The organism is uncultured Duncaniella sp., assembly GCF_910578445.1.
Lineage (GTDB): Bacteria > Bacteroidota > Bacteroidia > Bacteroidales > Muribaculaceae > Duncaniella.
In genome coordinates, this window is record NZ_CAJTQC010000006.1 from 41,705 (window position 1) to 60,049 (window position 18,345).

The following is an 18,345-nucleotide window of genomic DNA, read 5'->3' on the forward strand; positions in this document are numbered from 1 at the left end:
TCGGATTGTATATTGTGTCATTTCAACGGAGTAAAACGCACTTTCAGCGTATGTGCTCCATGAGGAATGGCATATTTCTTCAATACACCCGGACCGCAACTGCTGTTTCCAAGCCCAATCACGGCTGCATCAAGATTCAGATAAGTCCGACCGCTGCCTGTCAAATCGCAATCGTGGGAAACCGCATAGATGTCATTGACAGAGTAAGGAAGTGCAGATGCTGAGATGGTCGAACCGATGGAATTGACCTTCAGACCTCGTCCGGCCTTGTCGCTTATCGAAATTTCAGCGACCGACTCAAGATTGCCTGAATCCTGCGGACGCGGATAGTGGACATATTGGTCGCCGACCTTAGCCTTCCATCGGCCTATCGAGGATGCCTCAAGGCGGTCGGGATAATTTTCGGTCGGTCCATAGCCATACCATTCGACATTGTCAAACGCTTTGTCTGCCACAAACACACTTCCAAGACGTGGAAGTTCCGGGAGATTTCCTTCCGGTGTGTATGTCTGGGCGAGATCTACTGTCCCGTCAGGATAAACGGTGTAGTCGCTTTTGACCTCTATCGAACCTTCAGCGTAGGAATATTTCTGGGTTGAAGTCACGATTACTGTTCCATCAGCCTCGCGGGTGTCAAACGACACGCATTTCACACTCGGCGAATCAATCTTGTTCTTGCTCCAATCCTTGGCCAGCCAGTTTCCGAAACTCTTGTCATTGTCGGTCGGAGCACGGAAGGCTTGGAAATAAGAATCTTCAATGATTTTCTTACCATTATATATAAGAGCGACGAGATTGCCTGATTTACTGTCCCATTCGGCCGTAAATTTCGGGCCGGAAACCTCGAGCGTTCCTGCTGACTCGGTAACCTTAAGTCCCTTACCGGATTTCGGCTGACGGTTGGCGCTTCCAAGGAGATTTTCACGAAGCGCAAGCTGACGGCTGACGATTTCATGACCTGCCGACGCCCAGTCCGTGTCATTCCGTAGCGTGACTGCTACATTGAGACGCAGATCGGAATTTGAAGCAACTTTCAGTTTTTTGAGATTGACAGTGACATCACCGCTCTTGCCCGGCGCGAGCGAGGGAAGAGTGAGAGCCACCGGTTTACCGGCCACACCGTCGACAACAGGTGTCCACGTGCATTCATAGCCCGACATGTCGACATGGTGGTTGCGGTTGATGAATTCAATGACGGCGTCGCCTGTAGCGGCGTCATATGATTTGAGACTGACAGCCACGGGACTGTAGACTGTCTTGACCTCATAATATTTCGGATTGAGCGAACGATCGGCAAACACCACTCCGTTCATGCAGAAAGCTTTCAGATTGGGTTTGTCGCCGAAGTCTCCGCCATAGGCCATCTCGACCTTTCCGTCAGGACGGACACGGCTGATGCCTTGGTCAACCCAATCCCAGATGAAGCCACCGGCCATACGCGGATTACTGTAGATTTCATCCCAATATTCTCCGAAATTACCCATCGCATTACCCATCGCATGAGCATATTCGCTCGTAAGTACAGGACGGTTGTCGTTGGTGCGCTGCGCGATTGACAGCAGGCGCTCCCAGCGGGCGTTTTCGGCACGCTCCTTATCTTCGCCCTCTTTTATGCCGGGGTTAAGATACTCATCCATCACGCGCGGATAGAAGCGGCTGATAATATCGACTGTGGCCGGGTCAGGCTCTCCGTCGACACCCTGAGCACCCTCATAGTGAACAGGACGTGTGGGGTCAAAATCATGAAGCCACGCCGAGATAGCAGCGAAATTAGGCCCGTAACCGCTTTCGTTGCCCATGCTCCAGAACACAACCGACGGATGATTCTTGTCGCGCTCGGCCATGCGCACGGCTCTGTCGAGGAAAGCCGCATGCCAGTCGGGAGTGCTCGCGAGAGTTCCACGAAGACCATGTTCTTCAATGTCGGCCTCATCCATGACGTAGAGTCCGAGCGAGTCGCAAAGTTCATACCATCGTGGAGCATTCGGATAGTGGCTCGTGCGCACGGCATTCACATTGGCCTGCTTCATAAGCTTGATATCCTTTATCATAAGTTCGTCGGTCATGACGCGGGCGGTCTTCGAATCGTGCTCGTGGCGGTTCACGCCACGGAAACGGATAGGACGACCGTTGACCAGCACTTGCCCGTCCTTGACCTCAACGCTCCGGAAGCCGACCTTGCTGTCAGCGCGTTCGATGACCTTTCCGTCAGCGTCGCATAATTCGAGTTCGAGATCATAAAGCACCGGGGTCTCGGCTGTCCAGAGATTCGGAAGACGGACAAGACTTGAGATTCGTCCCATCTTGCGCGGGCCGCGTTGCGGATACCATTCGTTCATCACCGAAGCTTTATGGTCGAGGTCAAGAATTTCATTGATGACCACGGTAGTGTCTACCACAGCGGCAAGATTCTTTTGACCGAGCTTCACATGAAGCTTATAGTCAGTCCCGCGCTCACCGTCGTAGACCGAAAACTGCGGGTCGAGCTGAAAGACGAAGTCACGGTAATTCCCGTCGGGAAGTGTACGCACTGCAAAATCACGCAGTCTTACATCCGGCGTGTGGAAAAGCGTCACGTCACGATGTATGCCGGCAAAACGCCAGAAGTCCTGATCTTCGAGATATGAGCCGTCGCTATATTTATAGACCTCGACAGCAATTTCATTTTTCCCTTCATGAAGATAAGTAGTCACATTGAACTCAGACGGTTCCATGCTTCCCTGCGAATAACCGACGCGCTTGCCGTTGATCCAGACATAGAAGGCGCTCATCGCACCGTCGAAGCGCAGGAACGTCTGTCCGTCCTTCAGCCATGAGGCAGGGACTTCAAACGACCGGCGGTACTGGCCTGTCGGATTGCGCTCTACATATGCCGTATAGTTCTCCTTCGGCGTATCAGTCACGAAGGGTGGATTGATTTTGAATGTATAGCCTGCGGAGGCATAGATAGGAGTGCCGTAACCGTTGACCTCCCACACTGCCGGGACAGCGAGCTTCTGCCACGACGAATCGTCGAAGCCTGCCTTTTCAAAATTCTCTATGCGGCCTTCAGGTGTAGGCGACCAGTGGAAACGCCAGTCTCCGTTGAGTGTCATCGCCCTGTCCCCCTTGGTATCGCCATAAGGGATGAAGGCCGCGCGGGCCGGCTCGCGGTTTATCTGCAATATGTGGTGGTTCTCCCAGTCATGAGCCGGACGGCTATCGGCCATTGCTGTGGACGATGCCATCAGCAGGAGAGCTCCTGTCAGTTTTATCTGCATGTCATTCTTGTCTTACTGTATTTCCAATGAGTCAAAAGCCACACCGCTCAGATCTGTGGCAGAGACTATCACTTTATATGTTCCGGCGTTGATATATCCGCCGGTGGTGGTGCTGAGCATACGCCATTTCTCAGGTGTGTCGGGGAGATTGATGGTGTCATCCTTGAGCACAGCTCCGTTGGGAGCGATGAGCTTGAGATTTACAGCCACGGCCTGCTTGTTGGTGTTCATAAACTTGAAACGGAGGGCATAGACCTGTGCGAGACCTGTCGAAATTGTCCATTCGATGCTTCCTTTGCCAGAGAAGAACACACCGTTCTGTTTCTTGAACTCCTTGACCTGATACTTGCCTTCACACTTTGCGTCCTCAGCTTCATAAGTGACCGCAGCACGTGCATTTTCGTCTTTTGGAAGCATTTCGGCAGGCATTTTCTCGATGACATCCCGGTCTGCTGCCTTCCAGCTCCAGTGTGAAGCCTGAAGAGTGACAGGGATGTTTACTGTCCGGTCAAGTGTCGCAACAGCGATAGCCGAAAGCACCGCCTGACCGGCCTTGACTTCAGGGAAATCAATGGTGAGCATGCCGTTGGTGACATTGCAGTCGACCACCTTTTTCAGCAGCTTGTCGTGACCGGCCTCAGCCCATATGTCGAGGTCATCAATGACTGTTGAATCATTGATTGCAACATCAAAGATGCGCAGTCCTTCGCAGTCAGCGCCTTCTCCCCCACCGGTTCCGTGCCAAGGCTCGATGAAATAGAGTTCGACCCTGTAACGTCCGTCAGGAAGAGGCAGGTTATACGACAGTTTGTGACGGCCGAAACGGAAACTCTGCAAAAGTGCCCAGTCATTTGTCCCGGCAATAGGATCATAGGTGACACGCTGGCTCGCGAGATATGGAGACAGACCTTTGAAATCCTGTGCCCACGAGCGTGAGCAGGTAGTGTCGTCGGCAATCCAGTTCTGACCGAATTCATCGGTATAGCCGTCACCGCCACAGTTGATGCGATATACGTAGTTATATCCCTCAGCACCTTTCAAAGCGGTTGACCCCGGCGAGCGGAGAGCCTCAAAGTTGGGGGCGGCCTCAAGATTATCGAGCACGATTAAGTCTTCTGCAACTTTTTCTCCCTTATGATAAGCGACAGCACGGAGCACATTGCAACGCACATCGACATCCTTCCATGTCATGTGAGTACCGATTCCTCCCTTCGCGCACGCACCGAGATAGTTGGCATCGAGAGCGTCGTTGAAGAGCTGAACCGAGTCACAGTTGCTGTAGACCTCGATGGTCGCCTTGCGTGGCGATTTGAAACGGTCGGGCCAAGTGTGTGACGCTATGTAGACAAACGGATCTGTCGCCGCATCCACATAGTTTGCCTTATACATATAATATACATCGGCCGGTTCTTCCCACGGGCTGACAATGCCCTTGTAGTTAAACGGACCAACCTTGTCAATCTTACGGTAGGCCTCGTCCGGCTGACGGCGGCCGGGATTGTCATGGCTGCTGAAAATCCACTGATAGTGGCCACACACACTGTCGCGAGCCTGCTCGGCCAGTCGGATTTTAGTTTCCATGAGCTGAGTCATGCGTTCCTCGCTCCACGGGCCGTTGGGCTGGAATTCACCGGGTTCAGTATGGAAGCCGAGCGTGCGCCAAGCGCCGTATTCTCCGTTAAGGAGCTGGTTCTGACGCGCGAGTTCCTCGTTGTATTTAAATACATCGCCACCATAAGTGCCACTCCAGTTCTGAATAACGTTCCAATCCGTACCCTCACCGCCGTTGCAGGTGGTAATCACACGCATGTCGCGAGCCATTGGGTCCATTTCACGGATGATGTCGGCACACTCCTGTGCGAAATCACGCGGTAGAGTGCTTTCGTTCTGCAATCCCCACATCACCACTGAGGGCGAATTTCTGCGCTCCTTCACCCACTGGCGCAGCAGTGTCTTGAAGTTTTCGCGGAATTCGGGGGTGTCATACCATATATGAGCCGAGAACTGAGGCCAGAAGAGTATGCCTTCCTTGTCCCAGTACTCCTGATAACGGAGATTGTGGGGCTGGTGGGCATCGCGCACAGAGTTGAAACCGGCATTCTTAATCTGCTTGACACGGGCCTCAATCTGCTCGTCGCTGAAGGCATGTGAAGCACCGAACTGATGCTCGTATTCACACACACCGTTGATAAACACGGGCTTACCATTGATGAAGAAGCGACCGTCGCCGTCGTTGCGCTTGACCGGCCACGAGAAATTGCGGATACCATAGGGTGTGGTCACTTCCTCGGTGGTCTTACCGTTGCGCTTGACCATTGTTGCCAATTTATAGAGATAGGGGCTGTCGGGGCTCCACAGGCTCGCGCTCTCAATCGGAGAAGCCTGCTTCACAACCTTGCTTTCACCCGGTGCAAGTGTCATTTTGTCGGTAAGACGGAATATCTGACGGCCATCCGCATTGCTGAATTTGCTTATGAAATCAAATTCGGCCGGCTTTGAGCTATAGTTTTTCAATTCGGTCTCGATAAACACCGAGTCACACGCTGCATTGTTCCATACGTGTACGCCGAAAGGTTCGACACGCACTTCGTCGGTGATTTCAATCTCCACCGGACGGAAAATGCCTAAGGGCTGCGATCCCTCGCTGAATCCCCATTCCGACGAACATCCGCCACACACCCAAGGCATGTCGGCAATCATCTCAGGATGCTCCGCGATGATTTCAAGAGTGTTTTTACCTCCGAAATTAATGTAGTCGGTCACATCAAAAGTCAGTGATGTACGTCCCGAGGGATGACGACCGAGGTCATGACCGTTGATTTTGACGTTGGCATACGAGCCGACACCTTCAAGGTTTATGAAATAACGTTTTCCGGCCACACGTTCTGCCATGTCGAACTCCTTGACATATCCTGCATTGCCGTGCAGATTGCCGTGGGTCAGCTGGCGGTAGCCATAATAATCATCCCAGTTGTGAGGAATATCGACAGTCTTTGCCGAAGCCTTGTCGTCGTTAAGCCATGTCGACCAACCCTTGTTGAGACTCACATGACCGCGACGGCCTGTGGCGGGACGTTCAGGAAAACGCACGGCCGAGCGTCCCATTGGCTTGCTCGTGGCAACCGCGATACCACGCTGATCGGCATTGTTGACAGCACAGTAGAAATGATACACCACTCCGTCATGCTTCACAAGATAGCTCTTATGAGCAAACAGTTCGTCAAACTGCTTTGTAGGGTAAATCAGGTCGTCTCCTTCCCAGTCATCCCATGTGACAAGGTCATAGCTGCATGCGAATGTATTGAACGCCTTATACGGGCGCGACGGATTAAAGGCCGAGAAATAGAACATCACATACACATCGCCCATCCTGACAATCTGTGCATCGCCTGTGATAGTGCCCTGAGCCTCGTGTGTAAACACCGGATTTCCGGCATAGCGACGCCATTTTGTCATGTTGTCAGACAAAGCTATGCCGATGCGCTCACCCTTCATTTTGGTTTCTGGATTGACTCCTCCGGCGTTGTAATACATGATGAAACGCGAACCGAGTGTCTTGTCCGGATCTTCATATATGGTGCTCTTATATTCCGTCAGGGCTTCCCACCACTGCACGTCTTTGTCGTTTATCGAGATAATCGGCTTGTCAAACGTGTTCCATTCATGAGCCGTTGCCGGGCTACCCTTTGTCCATGCCAGACCTACGGCGAGCGGAGCATTGACAGCTTCATAGCCTGTCCCCTCGCCTCCGATGTAGGTCATCCAGCATTTTCCTTTATAACGATTGATATTGTAGCTGCCACCCCATTTCATGTCTATGAGACCGGGAAAACCGCCGCGCTGATTGCGGTCCCAGCCGGTATCGGAATAGGCAAGAATCCGTCCGAGGGTCTTCCATTCGAGCAGATTGTCGCTCTCGGCAATCCATGTCTCATATCCGCGACCGTCCTGACCGCTGCGTCCGTTGTAGACGACATAGGTCATGTACCACTTATCTCCTTCGCGGAACACTGTCGGGCAGTCGATTTTATGGTTATTGTCGGTCGGAGCTACCACAAGCCCGTATTTATACGGAGTACGCGCCTCGCGATACACGTCGGCCATGCGGTCCTGACTCACATGGCGCTGAGCGCTTATAACCGACCAACAAGCAATGGCAGCGGTGATTATTAAAAACAGTCGTTTCATGTAGGGGGATTGAGTTTCAAATATCCAAATTTAGTATTTTTAATAGAACAGCCAGTCCATAGCCTCGTCAGCACCTGCGAGCGCGACATTTCTCGGGCTGATTTTATCTGAAGTCATACCGAGCACAAGCGCATAGCCTTTCGGAAGATTGAGCGAATGGCTGCCTGCTTCGAAATTATAGGCATGAACATTGGCCAGAGGCATCTTGTCAAGATGGATGGCATTGGTGAGCACCGGTTCTGCCTGACCATATTCGTTTGCTGTGGCATCGGTTTCAAGTTTCGGAGCTTTGGCATACTTTTTCTGGTCATCCTTGAAGTAGGCAACAAGAAGCTTAACCGGCTCAGAGCATTCAAAATCAATCGTAGTTCCGTCCTTGCGCTGCACGTCGCCATTGACTGTGAAGGCTGTCAGACCCTTGAGCTCGGGAGCAAGCCCGACAATCTTAGCTTCAGGCATATTTGCGAGCAACACAGCTCCTTCGTCGAGGCGTGTGCGATTCCACTGTCCGTTGAATTTGACAGCTGCATTGTTCAGTGACTTTATGGCTACATCTTCGGTAGATATCTTACCGGCGGCCTTGTCTTTGAGCATAGCTATGTTATTCTTGAAATTTTCAAGCTCAGCCTGATAGTGGACAAGCAGCTCGCCCCATGTCTTGTTCTTACCGTCGTCTCCGGCGATGGGGATACGGCGCATGGTGGTCTGCATACTGTTGGCATACAGATAAGTACCTTCTGTCAGACCGACAAGTTTTTTGTAGTGTTCAAGACTTTCCTCGAGCAGAGGCACAGCCGCGTCAAGATATTTCAAATCCTTTGTCCACTGATAGTTAAGCACCTGCTGGGCAGCTTTTACCTTACGGTCAAAGAAGTAGGCGAATGTGCGGTAGCAGTTCATATCGTTGACAAGACGCTCGAATTCAGCGCCGTTTGATTTTACCTTACCTACGGTCTCAATCGCAGCCACAGCCTTGTCACCGTGTTCGACACACTGGGCGGTGATATCAAGAGGCAGTTCGCCGACATGCGACTCACCCTTGTGCTCACGCTCCACAAATTCAATAAGTTTCTCGCCTTCAGGGCCACAGCTCTCGTAGAAACCGGGATAGATGGTGTATTTGTAGGGATTGACAAGCTGGCTCATGAACATACCGAGCAGGAGTGTCTGGCGGTTGCCCTCTGTGATGCCGAAACGGCGCAGGAGTTTGGGTGCGATTTCACCCGACTCCTCGAATGCGGTGCGGATTGCCCCACCCTTGTCGTCGCTCAGACCATAGGTGCGTGCAAAACGGTGATTCCAGTATTTGATTTCATCCTCACGGTCGCGACGGCAGTTCCAAGCGTAGCGTCCCCAGCCTTCATACCAAGTACTGTCGCGGACAAGCTGAAGCTTTCGCTCGCCTCCGGCTATGCTGTCTGCCGAATAAGGCCAATCCCAATAAGATGCCTGAGGATAGAGATGGAGAGCATTCGCACCATGCACATCGTGCATGGCTGTCACAGCCTTCTGAGTGAAATCGGGTGAACTCCAGCGCCACGGTTCGAGATTGGCGAGAATATGTACGTTGCTGATATGCACACTGCCGAGCGAGCTCAGACCGCGATGGATTTCTGTCCACGGACCGCGGGGTTCATAAGTGGTAAGCGATTCACCATTATACTTGTGCATGGTGTAGAGATTCTTGTAGAGCGGAAGAGCCGCATCCATAACGGCCTTGCAGTCAGTATCATGTGCGCGAAGGAGCACAGGGGGTTCATCCTCACGTCCGAGTTTGGCAAGACCGTCCTTGACACCGGGGATGATTGTCTTCGTAAACCATTCAACGTCATCATCATACGTATCCATAGCCTCGCCCAGACAGACGAGCAGACCGACATTGGGATATTTTTCGATAAACGCGGCCACGCTCTTGCGTGTATAGTCACTCACAAGCGGTGTGATGGGGCGGTTGCGGTCCTGAGTCTTAAGGCCGTAGTGCTCGGCGAAAGGCTTCGAGAGCAGAATGTTGTAGAACATCTGAATCACGAATATACCACGCTTGTCGGCCTCGGTGGTGAGGAACGAGAACATCTCTTCGTTCTTTTTGAAAGTCTCGTCGTCGACCTCGACTGCAAATGGATAGTCCTCAAGCTTTACAAGCGATGCAAAAGGATGTCCGTTCCAGAGATAGAGCGAGTTCATGCGGTTGGCCACCAGCATATCGAGATACTTGATCCACAGCTCCTTGTCATAGAACCACGGGAAATTCTCGGGGGTATAGGGATATTCGTAGACACTGCGGCCGGGGAGCAGATAAGGTTTCTGCACACCGACACAAGCACCGCGAAGCACCATCTCGGGTGCATCCGTGAATTCAGCAGGCAGATTGTCAAATGAGCCGTCCATCTCCAGACGGTCGGCAAGCTCACGGCAGCCGTAGATCACACCTGAACCGTCATTACCCTTGACCTCGATTATATTGTCTGCCGAGCTGATTGTGAAACCTTCCTTCGGTCCTACACTGTCGGTGGCTTCCGAAAGACGGATTATTTTCTCGCCTTCAGCGGCCTCATCGACTCCAATGACACGATAGCCCTTGCTTTCAAGCACTCCGGTGAGGTGTTCAGCAGCAAATTTCACACGGTTTGACGCATCTTCGGGATATTGAAGCGCGATGTTCTTACGGCTTTCACAACTCCACAATATGGCAGCTGCCACAGCCACCAGCATATATTTCAAAAATCTGTTCATCCTAATTCCTTATATTTGATTGTTATTTCTTTATCTGTATCTATATATAGGCGATAGCTCTTGTCGCCTGTCTTTTCAATCGTTCCATAGTCCGACTTGGGCTGCGACTTCGACCTGAAGTTGATATAGCCCTTACCTTCGGTGGCTTTGACCTTGATTTCCTTGTCGTTTACATAAAGCGTGATTTCACCGTTGGGCGTGGGGACAGTACCCTCCATCCATTTCAGGCCACCGAGCTCCGGTGTGATTGAAAATTCCTTGTAGCCCGGCTCTAAAGGCTTGACACCAAGATAATATTTTCCGATCAGATAAATCGGGCTCGCACCCCATGCGTGACAAAGACTCTTGCCAAATGGACGACCATACATGGCAAGATGCTGCGTTCCTGAATCCGACGGATTATATTTTTCCCAGAAAGAAGTAGCACCCTCGCGGAGCATTCCACCCCAATAGTCCTTCATCTCTTTGAGCACCTGTTTCTGAAGCCCCTGATCACAGAGTGATTCCAGTTCATAGAAACGCATATAGGGGGTGGTGATTGCCGGTACTTCGGGATTGAGCATCACGTTTTCCATCACCGACTTGGTCGTTGGCTCATCGAAGTAGCCATAGTTGATGGCAAACATGTTGGCAAATTTATTGACCTGTTCGCTCTTCTTACCGTTCTCGACATTATGGACAAGCGCCTGACGCTTCTCATCCCAGAAAGTCGGGATGAGCTTGTCGCGAAGCTCCTTGGCCAGACGACCATACTTGGCGGCATCAGCCTTATCACCTACAATGTCGGCACACATCTTCATGGTTTCAAGGCTCTTGCAGAACAACACCTGCTCAAACGACAGTGCGCCCTGCTTGCTCATGGGAAAGTCGGCCCAGTCGACAAACACCCAGTCGCCTGTCATGCCTTCAAGCATACCGTCCTTGTTGGTACGGCCAAGCACATAATCCATCAGGCTCTGCATCTTGGGATAGATTTCCTTGACAAAAGCCTCGTCGCCGGTGTAGAGATAGTAGTCATAGATGCCGTTGAACCAATAGAGCGTATAGTCCATGATGGTGTTGATATGTGCGGTGACCGGATCTTTACCACGGAGCAGACGTGTGGTGCGCTTCACGGTCGGGCTGTCAAAGAACAGATAGTAGTTCATCAGATAGCTCTGCACAGCGTCGCCGCTCCACACCCAACGGTCACGCTTGATGCCGTCGATAAAGAATTCGCGTGTCGTGAGGTGCATCGTATATGCGCCGACGTCCCATATCTTGTTAAGCTCCGGATCGCTGCACTTGAATTTGCCGCGATATTCCACAGGCGCATACTCATAGAGCATGGCTACATCGCCGACATTGACCCCGGCCTCAGGCGCAACGTAGACATAGCGGAACGCCTTGGTGTTGTCAAGCGTATAGTCGCCTGCATTTTTACGGCCGACATTGGTGGCAAGGTCAACAGCCTCCCCATTGGCAAACATAATTTTATCAAGCGTCTCGCAATGTTCGAGGTCAAGAGCCTCTTCGGGGCTTTCACCATAATATATGTTCACGACACCGTTGCCGACAGGCTGCTTAAGCACTATGCGTCCGAATGTTTCCTTTCCGAAATCATAGAGCTTTCCGCCGTCGGCAGTCTTCTGCTCGACTGCAACATAGTCCATCGGTGTGAGACTCAGGCTATAGGCCGACGGAGGATTGTCCACATCGTCGAAGTCCCAGTAGCCGGCCAGAGCATAGACCGTCGCGGATGTGTCGCTGGCCTTACCGCTCTCGTCAATCCACTCTTTGTCCTCGTTTGTGACCTTCCATGTAGGATCGGAGTTGACAGTCTTGCCTTTGACATAGATTGCAGGTGGGGTCGACTGATTCCACACCTTTATATTAAGCTTGTGCTTTCCGGCCGGAATAAGAAATGTCGATGGCTGTCCGAACTGGAGCTTACCGTCGAGCTTCACGTTATATTTACCCTCGGCCTTGATTGTTATTTCCTCGGCTTCGGGCAAATCAAGGTCCTTGCTGAACTCGACAGTGACAAAATGGCTGTCTGTCTTCCAGAACGGAGGGAAAAATGCCCCGCGTTCGGTTCGGTTGTTGTTCATACGGTTTCCGAGCCATATCTCGTAATCGCCGGGATACCATATCCATGTCTGAGCCGAAGCTGCAAGGCCAAAAGCCGCTGCGGCAAGGAGGGTCGACACTTTCTTTTTCATGTATGCTTAATGTGATTTAAGGTGCTATGAATCATAGCAGCCTATGTGATGATGGATTTATGTTTAAGAGTTAAAACGTTGTGGTGGTGTGATGAGATTTCGCATCAAAGCGATTTCAGGTACTGGAAATCTTTCGTAAGTCCTGCATTCTGACGGATTGACTCGTCCACGGCAGGTCCGTTATTTTCCCACACGTTACCCGGGCCGTTGGCATTCTGTAAATACTTCTCGCCCTCAGTCCAGTTGTCCTTCACATTGATGAACGACGAGCCTTCGTCCGTGTAGAGATAAAACCAGTGGTGAGGGTCATGAGCATAGCCGGGGACATAGATGTCACGCACGCAGTTTTCAGTCACCCAGCTGTGAGGCTGCGAACCGAGGGTATAGACTCCGGCCACGTCATACATATGCTTGGCATAGTGGTGGATGAGATTGGCGTGCACACGGTTGTTGCGCATGCAGTTGACAGTGCGTGTCCATCCCCATCCGAGATTGATGCCGCTATACGACACATCGTTGATTTCGTTGTGTTCGATATTGATTCCCTTGACATATCCTGCACAGATGCCGAGAGTGCCCCAGTCCTCATTGGTGACATCGGTAATAAGGTTGTTGGCGATTGTAAGGTCGGCACAGACCTCACGGCCGTCAGCCGGATCATAAGGCAGGTGGGTTTCGTGGGATGCCGGACTGAAGCTGCCGACAACGATTCCGTTTCCTGCAATGTCGCGGAACAGACATCCTTCAATGAGTCCGCCTTCTGTCCCCCACTCATAGTCAAGGCCGGAAGACCCGAGATGCTCGAAACGGCATTTGAGGAAATCGACATCATTAGCGCCCTTGACCACGACGGCTGCATCAGGACGGCCAAGCCAGCCCTGATTGTCAAGCTTGTGGTTTTGCGGACGCTCCATTTTAGGTTTAATCTTGTAGCCGTCTGTCATATACATGCCGGCCTGCAGGGGGACATGTCCTTTCAATGACGGACGCATCCATGTGGTGTATTCAAAACCGATATTTTCAATCCTGACATTCTCCACCCTGCGGTCAAGAGTGCCTTCGATATTCATGAGTGTCTCCACAGCAGGGACAACGGCTTCGGCCACAGTCTCGCCGGGGAGAGGATAGTAATAAAGTTTGCGTGTATCAATGTCATGATACCACTCGCCGGGCACATCAAGCAGCTCCTTGGCATTGGTCAGGTAGAAGGCCGAATTATGGCCGTCGGTAGTCACCATCGGGCGTGGCCACGGATGTTCGAACTGAATACGGCTTTCGGGATTATGGAATCTCACGGCAGCGCTGTCGCCTTGAATGTCGATTGACTTGATGCGCAGGTTGGCTACACACCACATTTCGTGAAGAACCATTTCGGCATAGGGCGACTTGACAATTTTCTTCACCGCCTCAGCCGGAACCCAGAGCACCTCGTTGGCAGGATCGTTGTTAAGGATACGATACATTTTCTCGAAATCCTCGACATCGCGGGCACGCACAGCCTTCTTTCCATTTACATAAAGCTGACGGAAATCCAGAGGACGGCCGTTGAACTGGGGGACATCGGCAACAAGCAGTTTGCCCTGACGCTTCCAGCCGTCAATTCTGACTCCTCCGCTGAGCCATGCGCCTCCGTCGGAAGTGATGACTGTCGGCGACGAAGGAGTGCCACTGTCTTCAGGACGGATGAACACCGGCTCATATACGTCATATACACCGGAAGCCATATGGATAGTGATTCCTGATTCAACCCCCTCGACGGCCTGACGTCGCATTTCGCGGGCCTGACGCAGCGCAGAAGTCAGAGTTGCCTTCGGTGAGTTTTTGCTTCCGTCGTTGGCATCGTTACCGTTAGGCGACACATAGACATCGGCAGCTGAAAGTGAGAATGCAGTGAGGACAAGCCCCACTGCCATTATTGTTTTTCTCATGTTGTTGGTTCGAAATGTGAAAAATGGAAAAGTCAAAACGGCTTCATTAGCGTGCGAGCGGAAGCCATACACTCATTTCAGACTTGTCGCGGTTGCCCCATGCAAAATAAGGGATGAGCGTCACTTTGACCTTCTTGTCCGCGCTTCCGACCTCACGATAGAGCTTGCCGGTCCAGTCACCGCCGTCGACGAGACGTGCTTCGGTCTCAAGGGCGGTCATGCGGCTTCCGTCGATAGTGATGTCCTTGGTTGTAAACTTGGCATCGGCCGGAATGAGTATATCGTCAAGAGCCTTGCCGCCTTCAATGTCGATTCCTTCAAGGCAATACACGAGCGGACCGCGCTTGACAGCGGTATGGTTGCGTGTTTCCTCGACGAGCGGATTCGATTCAAGAAGCTTTGTCTTCATTTCCATATCGAAAGTCACCTCATCGCCGGGCTTCCATGTACGGTCAAGAGTGATATAGCTGTCGGGGGTGACTTTGACATCTTCCTTGACACCATTTACAGCCACGGTCGCATTGTCACACCACGACGGGACGCGGAGTTTGAGTGCGAGTTTCTGCTTCTTGGGCACTTCAACGAGATTTATGACCACTTTTCCGTCATAGGGATAGCCTGTGTGCTGGGTCACGACAAGAGGACGTTTCTTGCCGAGAGATGTGCGGAGCTCGCTGTCACCGTAGAGATTGAACCAAAGTGTGCTGTCGTTTACAGTATAGGCATAATTCTGAGCCTCGCAGATTGTGCGGAGCGTGTTGGGCGGACAGCAGAAACAGCTGATGTATTCCTCGCGTGTCTTCGGCCAACGGAGTGTGTAAGGCAGATCATCGCTCATGCGGAGCGGATTTGTATAGAAGTAGCGCTTTCCGTCAAGGCTGACACCGCTGAGCACACTGTTGTAGAGAGCGGTCTCCACAATGTCGGCATACTTGGCATCGCCTGTAGCCTCGAGCATTCGCCAGTTGAAAAGCATATTGCCGATATTCGCACAGGTCTCGTTGTGGGCGGTGCTGTTGGGGAGCTGATAGGGACGGCCGTAGCTCTGGTGTACCTTCTGTATGCTGTCAGGCTCATAGCATGTTCCGTCGGGCGAAGTTCCGTCGTAGAGAGCGCCACATGCACCGGTGACATACATCTTGCGGTTCACAATGTCGTTCCAGATGCTTGTGAGATTCTTCATAAGCTGCTCCTCGCCGGTCTCGGCATAGAGATCGGCCACACCGGCATAGAGATAGTTGGCGCGGACAGCATGACCCATCGCGTTATATTGGTCGCGGAAAGGTATGCGGTCCTGATTGTCGTCAGTTCCGTTCTCCACGAGCCCACGGATGTTGATGAGATTGTTTGCAAGGTCGAGATAACGCGGATTGCCTGTCTCGCGATACATTTCCACCACACCCATGTAGTGTGACGGACAGATTGCATTGCGTGCAAGTTCGGCAGAAGCTGTTTCATAGAAATTACACAGAAAATCCGTGGCCTTTACCGCCGCATCAAACAGAGTGGTCTTTCCGGTAGCTCTCTTATGGATGATACCGGCCATCATGAGGTGACCGAGGTTATAGGTTTCGAAATTCAGACGGTTTGCAAACGCACCCTTCTCGTCCTCGCTTCCGACCTTAGTGCCGATGACGGTCTGCTCCTTGTGATGGGCATGCGTATCCACCCCACGGTTGCGCTCGTCGATGATGACAGGAGTGTGGATATATCCGTCGGCACGCTGCGCCTTGACAACCTGCTCGATGAACTTATCCATCAAGGCATCGAGCTTGGGGTCTTTGTTGACCGCATAAACAGCAGCCACAGCCTCAAGCCATTTATACATATCGCCGTCATGGAAAGGAGGGCCCCAGTGCTCGCCTTCACATGTGCCGGCTGCTATTTCGAAATTACGGAAACCGTGTGAAACATCAGGATTGGCCCATGTTTCCCACATGCTTTGCAGGGATGTCCCGCTATAGACATCGAAACGCTCACCCCAGAAACCTCCGGTCCATTTTACAGAACCGATCGGAGTATTTACCATAACTGCATGCTTGCTTTCTGACATGTCAGTAAGTCCACCCCCTTGGGCAAATGCGCTCAATGAAATCGCCGCACAGGAAACAATGGTATTAAATCTATGAAACATAAATAGTTGGATTAGATGTAAGAATTGAGATTACAAAGTTAAAGAAATAATATCATACTTCCAACTTTCGGCCTCTTTTAATTTAAATTTTACAATAAGTAGCCGCTTTTCACTATCAATATTCCACAAATATCAAGACTTTCATATCTATCAGCAGATAAGGCACGTCAATGCGGCCGAAATCTCCTGCCACACCGCCGCAAAGCCGTCCCTATACATATATATTAATATACAAGAACGTGCCATCCGTCAATTCCTATTCCTGTCAATTACAAAAATTAAATTATTTCATAAACATCCAGTCCTCGTATGTCAGGCAGGTGACATGTTCCGTCTTATACCTTTCCGTCGCGCAACAATAGACCTCCGGGGATGTATGATGATAGACGAATCCACATTTTTCCTGCACTTTGCGCGACTGTTCGTTTCCATCGAAATAGCCACACCAGAGAGCCTTGAGCCCAAGCTCGCCGAAAGCATATCCAATAATTTCTTTCACTGCCTCCGGGACAATGCCTGCGCCCCAGTGTGGCACTCCGAGCCAATAAGAGATTTCGCCCTCACTGTCAGGCAAAGGAAAATTGCTTTTCGCGCCACATATCAACCCGACACAGCCTATAGCCTCATCCTCTCCGTTAAGCGTGATTGCAAACACCCCGTCCTGAGAGAAAATGTTCCTGATTACATCAAGGCTCTCCTCCTCGCTTCTGTGAGGAGGCCACCCTGCCACAGTCCCTACCCTTTCATCTTTGGCATATTTAAACAAGCTTCCGGCATCCGACTCATGCCAAGGACGCAGAGTCAGTCTTTCTGTTTTTAATATCATATTATTTTCAATGTTTTATAAACCGGTGCAAAATTACAATTTTCCAACCCTTGATGACTGGAAAAACCGAAGCCTTATCGGTACTTTCTTTAACCGACACGACTTTTATAAAAGTATTTTTCGTATGTTTGCACTCAAAACCGGGACTTTTACACACACTTCACCAAATGGAAATCACAATCACCGAAATACGCGCCGACATGCTCGACAGCCATCCGCAGAAACTGCCATACCTTTCATTGTTCGTGTGTACGGACGGTAATGCAAATGTCAGCGTGAACCTTAAGGAGTATGAACTTACTCCATCAGACTTCATGGTGCTCTACGAAGATTCTCTCACAATCTTCACAAAGGCATCCGACGATTTCAGACTTGTGTGTTTTCTCATCGACAAGGAGCTGGCCTCAGAGATAGGCCATAAACTTCCGGGACGATTGTTTTCGTTTCTCGCCCTTAATCCTGTGTTCAATCTGAATGCCGACGACAGAGCCGCACTCACGTCATGGCTTGACATCGCACTGTTTGCCTCACGGTCAAATCCGCCACTCAGATATCAGCTTGTATGCAATCACTTCCAGATTTTTTTCCTGTATATGTCAGGAAGGCTGTCAAACCGTATGGCCGACGACTCTGCTACCGACCGTTTCAGCAGAAAAGAAAATCTGTGCTGGGAACTATGGGAACTAATATGCAGGCACTATAAGACCAGACGCGAAGTGACATACTACGCCAGCCGGCTTTGCGTGACCCCGGCCTATCTTTCCCAGATAACCCGCAGCTTCCTCAACGAAACGCCTAAAAGCCTCATAGAGCGCCAAGTCGTCGCTGAAATAAAAAAACTGTTGCTGACAACCGACATGACAGTCAGTGAGATCGCCGACCATCTGAACTTCACTGACCCGTCATATATGTGCCGATTTTTCAAGCGTACCACAGGGATGGCACTGACCGAATATAAAACCGAAAGAAAGAGACTGACAGCCGAAAATCTGACTCAGAAACCAATACAGAGGTTGGAAACGTCTTGATTTTGTCGTCAATCCGGCTACGTTCTTGTTTCATTCCAAAAATATTC

At 51.1% G+C, this 18,345-nt stretch carries 8 protein-coding genes; 1 reads left to right on the forward strand and 7 read right to left on the reverse strand.

Going from position 1 to position 18,345, the window contains the following annotated elements; all coding sequences use genetic code 11:
• Positions 1-17: 17 nt before the first annotated feature.
• The 7 genes from QZ311_RS04380 to QZ311_RS04410 form a co-directional block, all read right to left on the reverse strand.
• Positions 18-3,260: a glycoside hydrolase family 2 TIM barrel-domain containing protein gene (locus QZ311_RS04380; RefSeq protein ID WP_297064475.1), complete on the reverse strand. Its 3,243-nt coding sequence runs from the start codon at positions 3,258-3,260 to the stop codon at positions 18-20.
• Positions 3,261-3,272: 12 nt separating this feature from the next.
• On the reverse strand, positions 3,273-7,448 hold the full coding sequence (locus tag QZ311_RS04385; protein WP_297064477.1) for a malectin domain-containing carbohydrate-binding protein: 4,176 nt from the start codon (positions 7,446-7,448) through the stop codon (positions 3,273-3,275).
• Positions 7,449-7,487: 39 nt separating this feature from the next.
• On the reverse strand, positions 7,488-10,181 hold the full coding sequence (locus tag QZ311_RS04390; RefSeq protein WP_297064480.1) for a glycoside hydrolase family 20 zincin-like fold domain-containing protein: 2,694 nt from the start codon (positions 10,179-10,181) through the stop codon (positions 7,488-7,490).
• Positions 10,178-12,382: an amylo-alpha-1,6-glucosidase gene (locus QZ311_RS04395; protein WP_297064484.1), complete on the reverse strand. Its 2,205-nt coding sequence runs from the start codon at positions 12,380-12,382 to the stop codon at positions 10,178-10,180. Before QZ311_RS04395 ends, QZ311_RS04390 begins: the two co-directional genes overlap by 4 nt.
• Positions 12,383-12,486: 104 nt before the next feature.
• The gene (locus tag QZ311_RS04400; protein ID WP_297064487.1) at positions 12,487-14,310 is read right to left on the reverse strand and encodes a right-handed parallel beta-helix repeat-containing protein; all 1,824 of its coding nucleotides are present in this window, start codon (positions 14,308-14,310) and stop codon (positions 12,487-12,489) included.
• Positions 14,311-14,356: 46 nt separating this feature from the next.
• Entirely contained in the window at positions 14,357-16,444 is a 2,088-nt protein-coding gene (locus QZ311_RS04405) for a glycoside hydrolase family 127 protein (protein WP_297064490.1), read from the reverse strand.
• 283 nt (positions 16,445-16,727) lie between these two features.
• Positions 16,728-17,270, reverse strand: coding sequence for a GNAT family N-acetyltransferase (locus QZ311_RS04410; protein WP_297064493.1), 543 nt, complete (start codon positions 17,268-17,270; stop codon positions 16,728-16,730).
• Positions 17,271-17,437: 167 nt separating this feature from the next.
• Here QZ311_RS04410 and QZ311_RS04415 point away from each other — a divergent pair, with 167 nt between their 5' ends.
• Positions 17,438-18,298 (forward strand): helix-turn-helix transcriptional regulator, encoded by an 861-nt coding sequence (locus QZ311_RS04415; RefSeq protein ID WP_297064496.1) that lies wholly within the window; start codon positions 17,438-17,440, stop codon positions 18,296-18,298.
• Positions 18,299-18,345: the final 47 nt, after the last annotated feature.

What these genes read in the sequence shown, in the direction of transcription:
- QZ311_RS04380 (WP_297064475.1), bottom strand. Translation starts at nt 3,260, where the DNA reads ATGCAGATAAAACTGACAGGAGCTCTCCTGCTGATGGCATCGTCCACA.
- QZ311_RS04385 (WP_297064477.1), bottom strand. Translation starts at nt 7,448, where the DNA reads ATGAAACGACTGTTTTTAATAATCACCGCTGCCATTGCTTGTTGGTCG.
- QZ311_RS04390 (WP_297064480.1), bottom strand. Translation starts at nt 10,181, where the DNA reads ATGAACAGATTTTTGAAATATATGCTGGTGGCTGTGGCAGCTGCCATA.
- QZ311_RS04395 (WP_297064484.1), bottom strand. Translation starts at nt 12,382, where the DNA reads ATGAAAAAGAAAGTGTCGACCCTCCTTGCCGCAGCGGCTTTTGGCCTT.
- QZ311_RS04400 (WP_297064487.1), bottom strand. Translation starts at nt 14,310, where the DNA reads ATGAGAAAAACAATAATGGCAGTGGGGCTTGTCCTCACTGCATTCTCA.
- QZ311_RS04405 (WP_297064490.1), bottom strand. Translation starts at nt 16,444, where the DNA reads ATGTTTCATAGATTTAATACCATTGTTTCCTGTGCGGCGATTTCATTG.
- QZ311_RS04410 (WP_297064493.1), bottom strand. Translation starts at nt 17,270, where the DNA reads ATGATATTAAAAACAGAAAGACTGACTCTGCGTCCTTGGCATGAGTCG.
- QZ311_RS04415 (WP_297064496.1), top strand. Translation starts at nt 17,438, where the DNA reads ATGGAAATCACAATCACCGAAATACGCGCCGACATGCTCGACAGCCAT.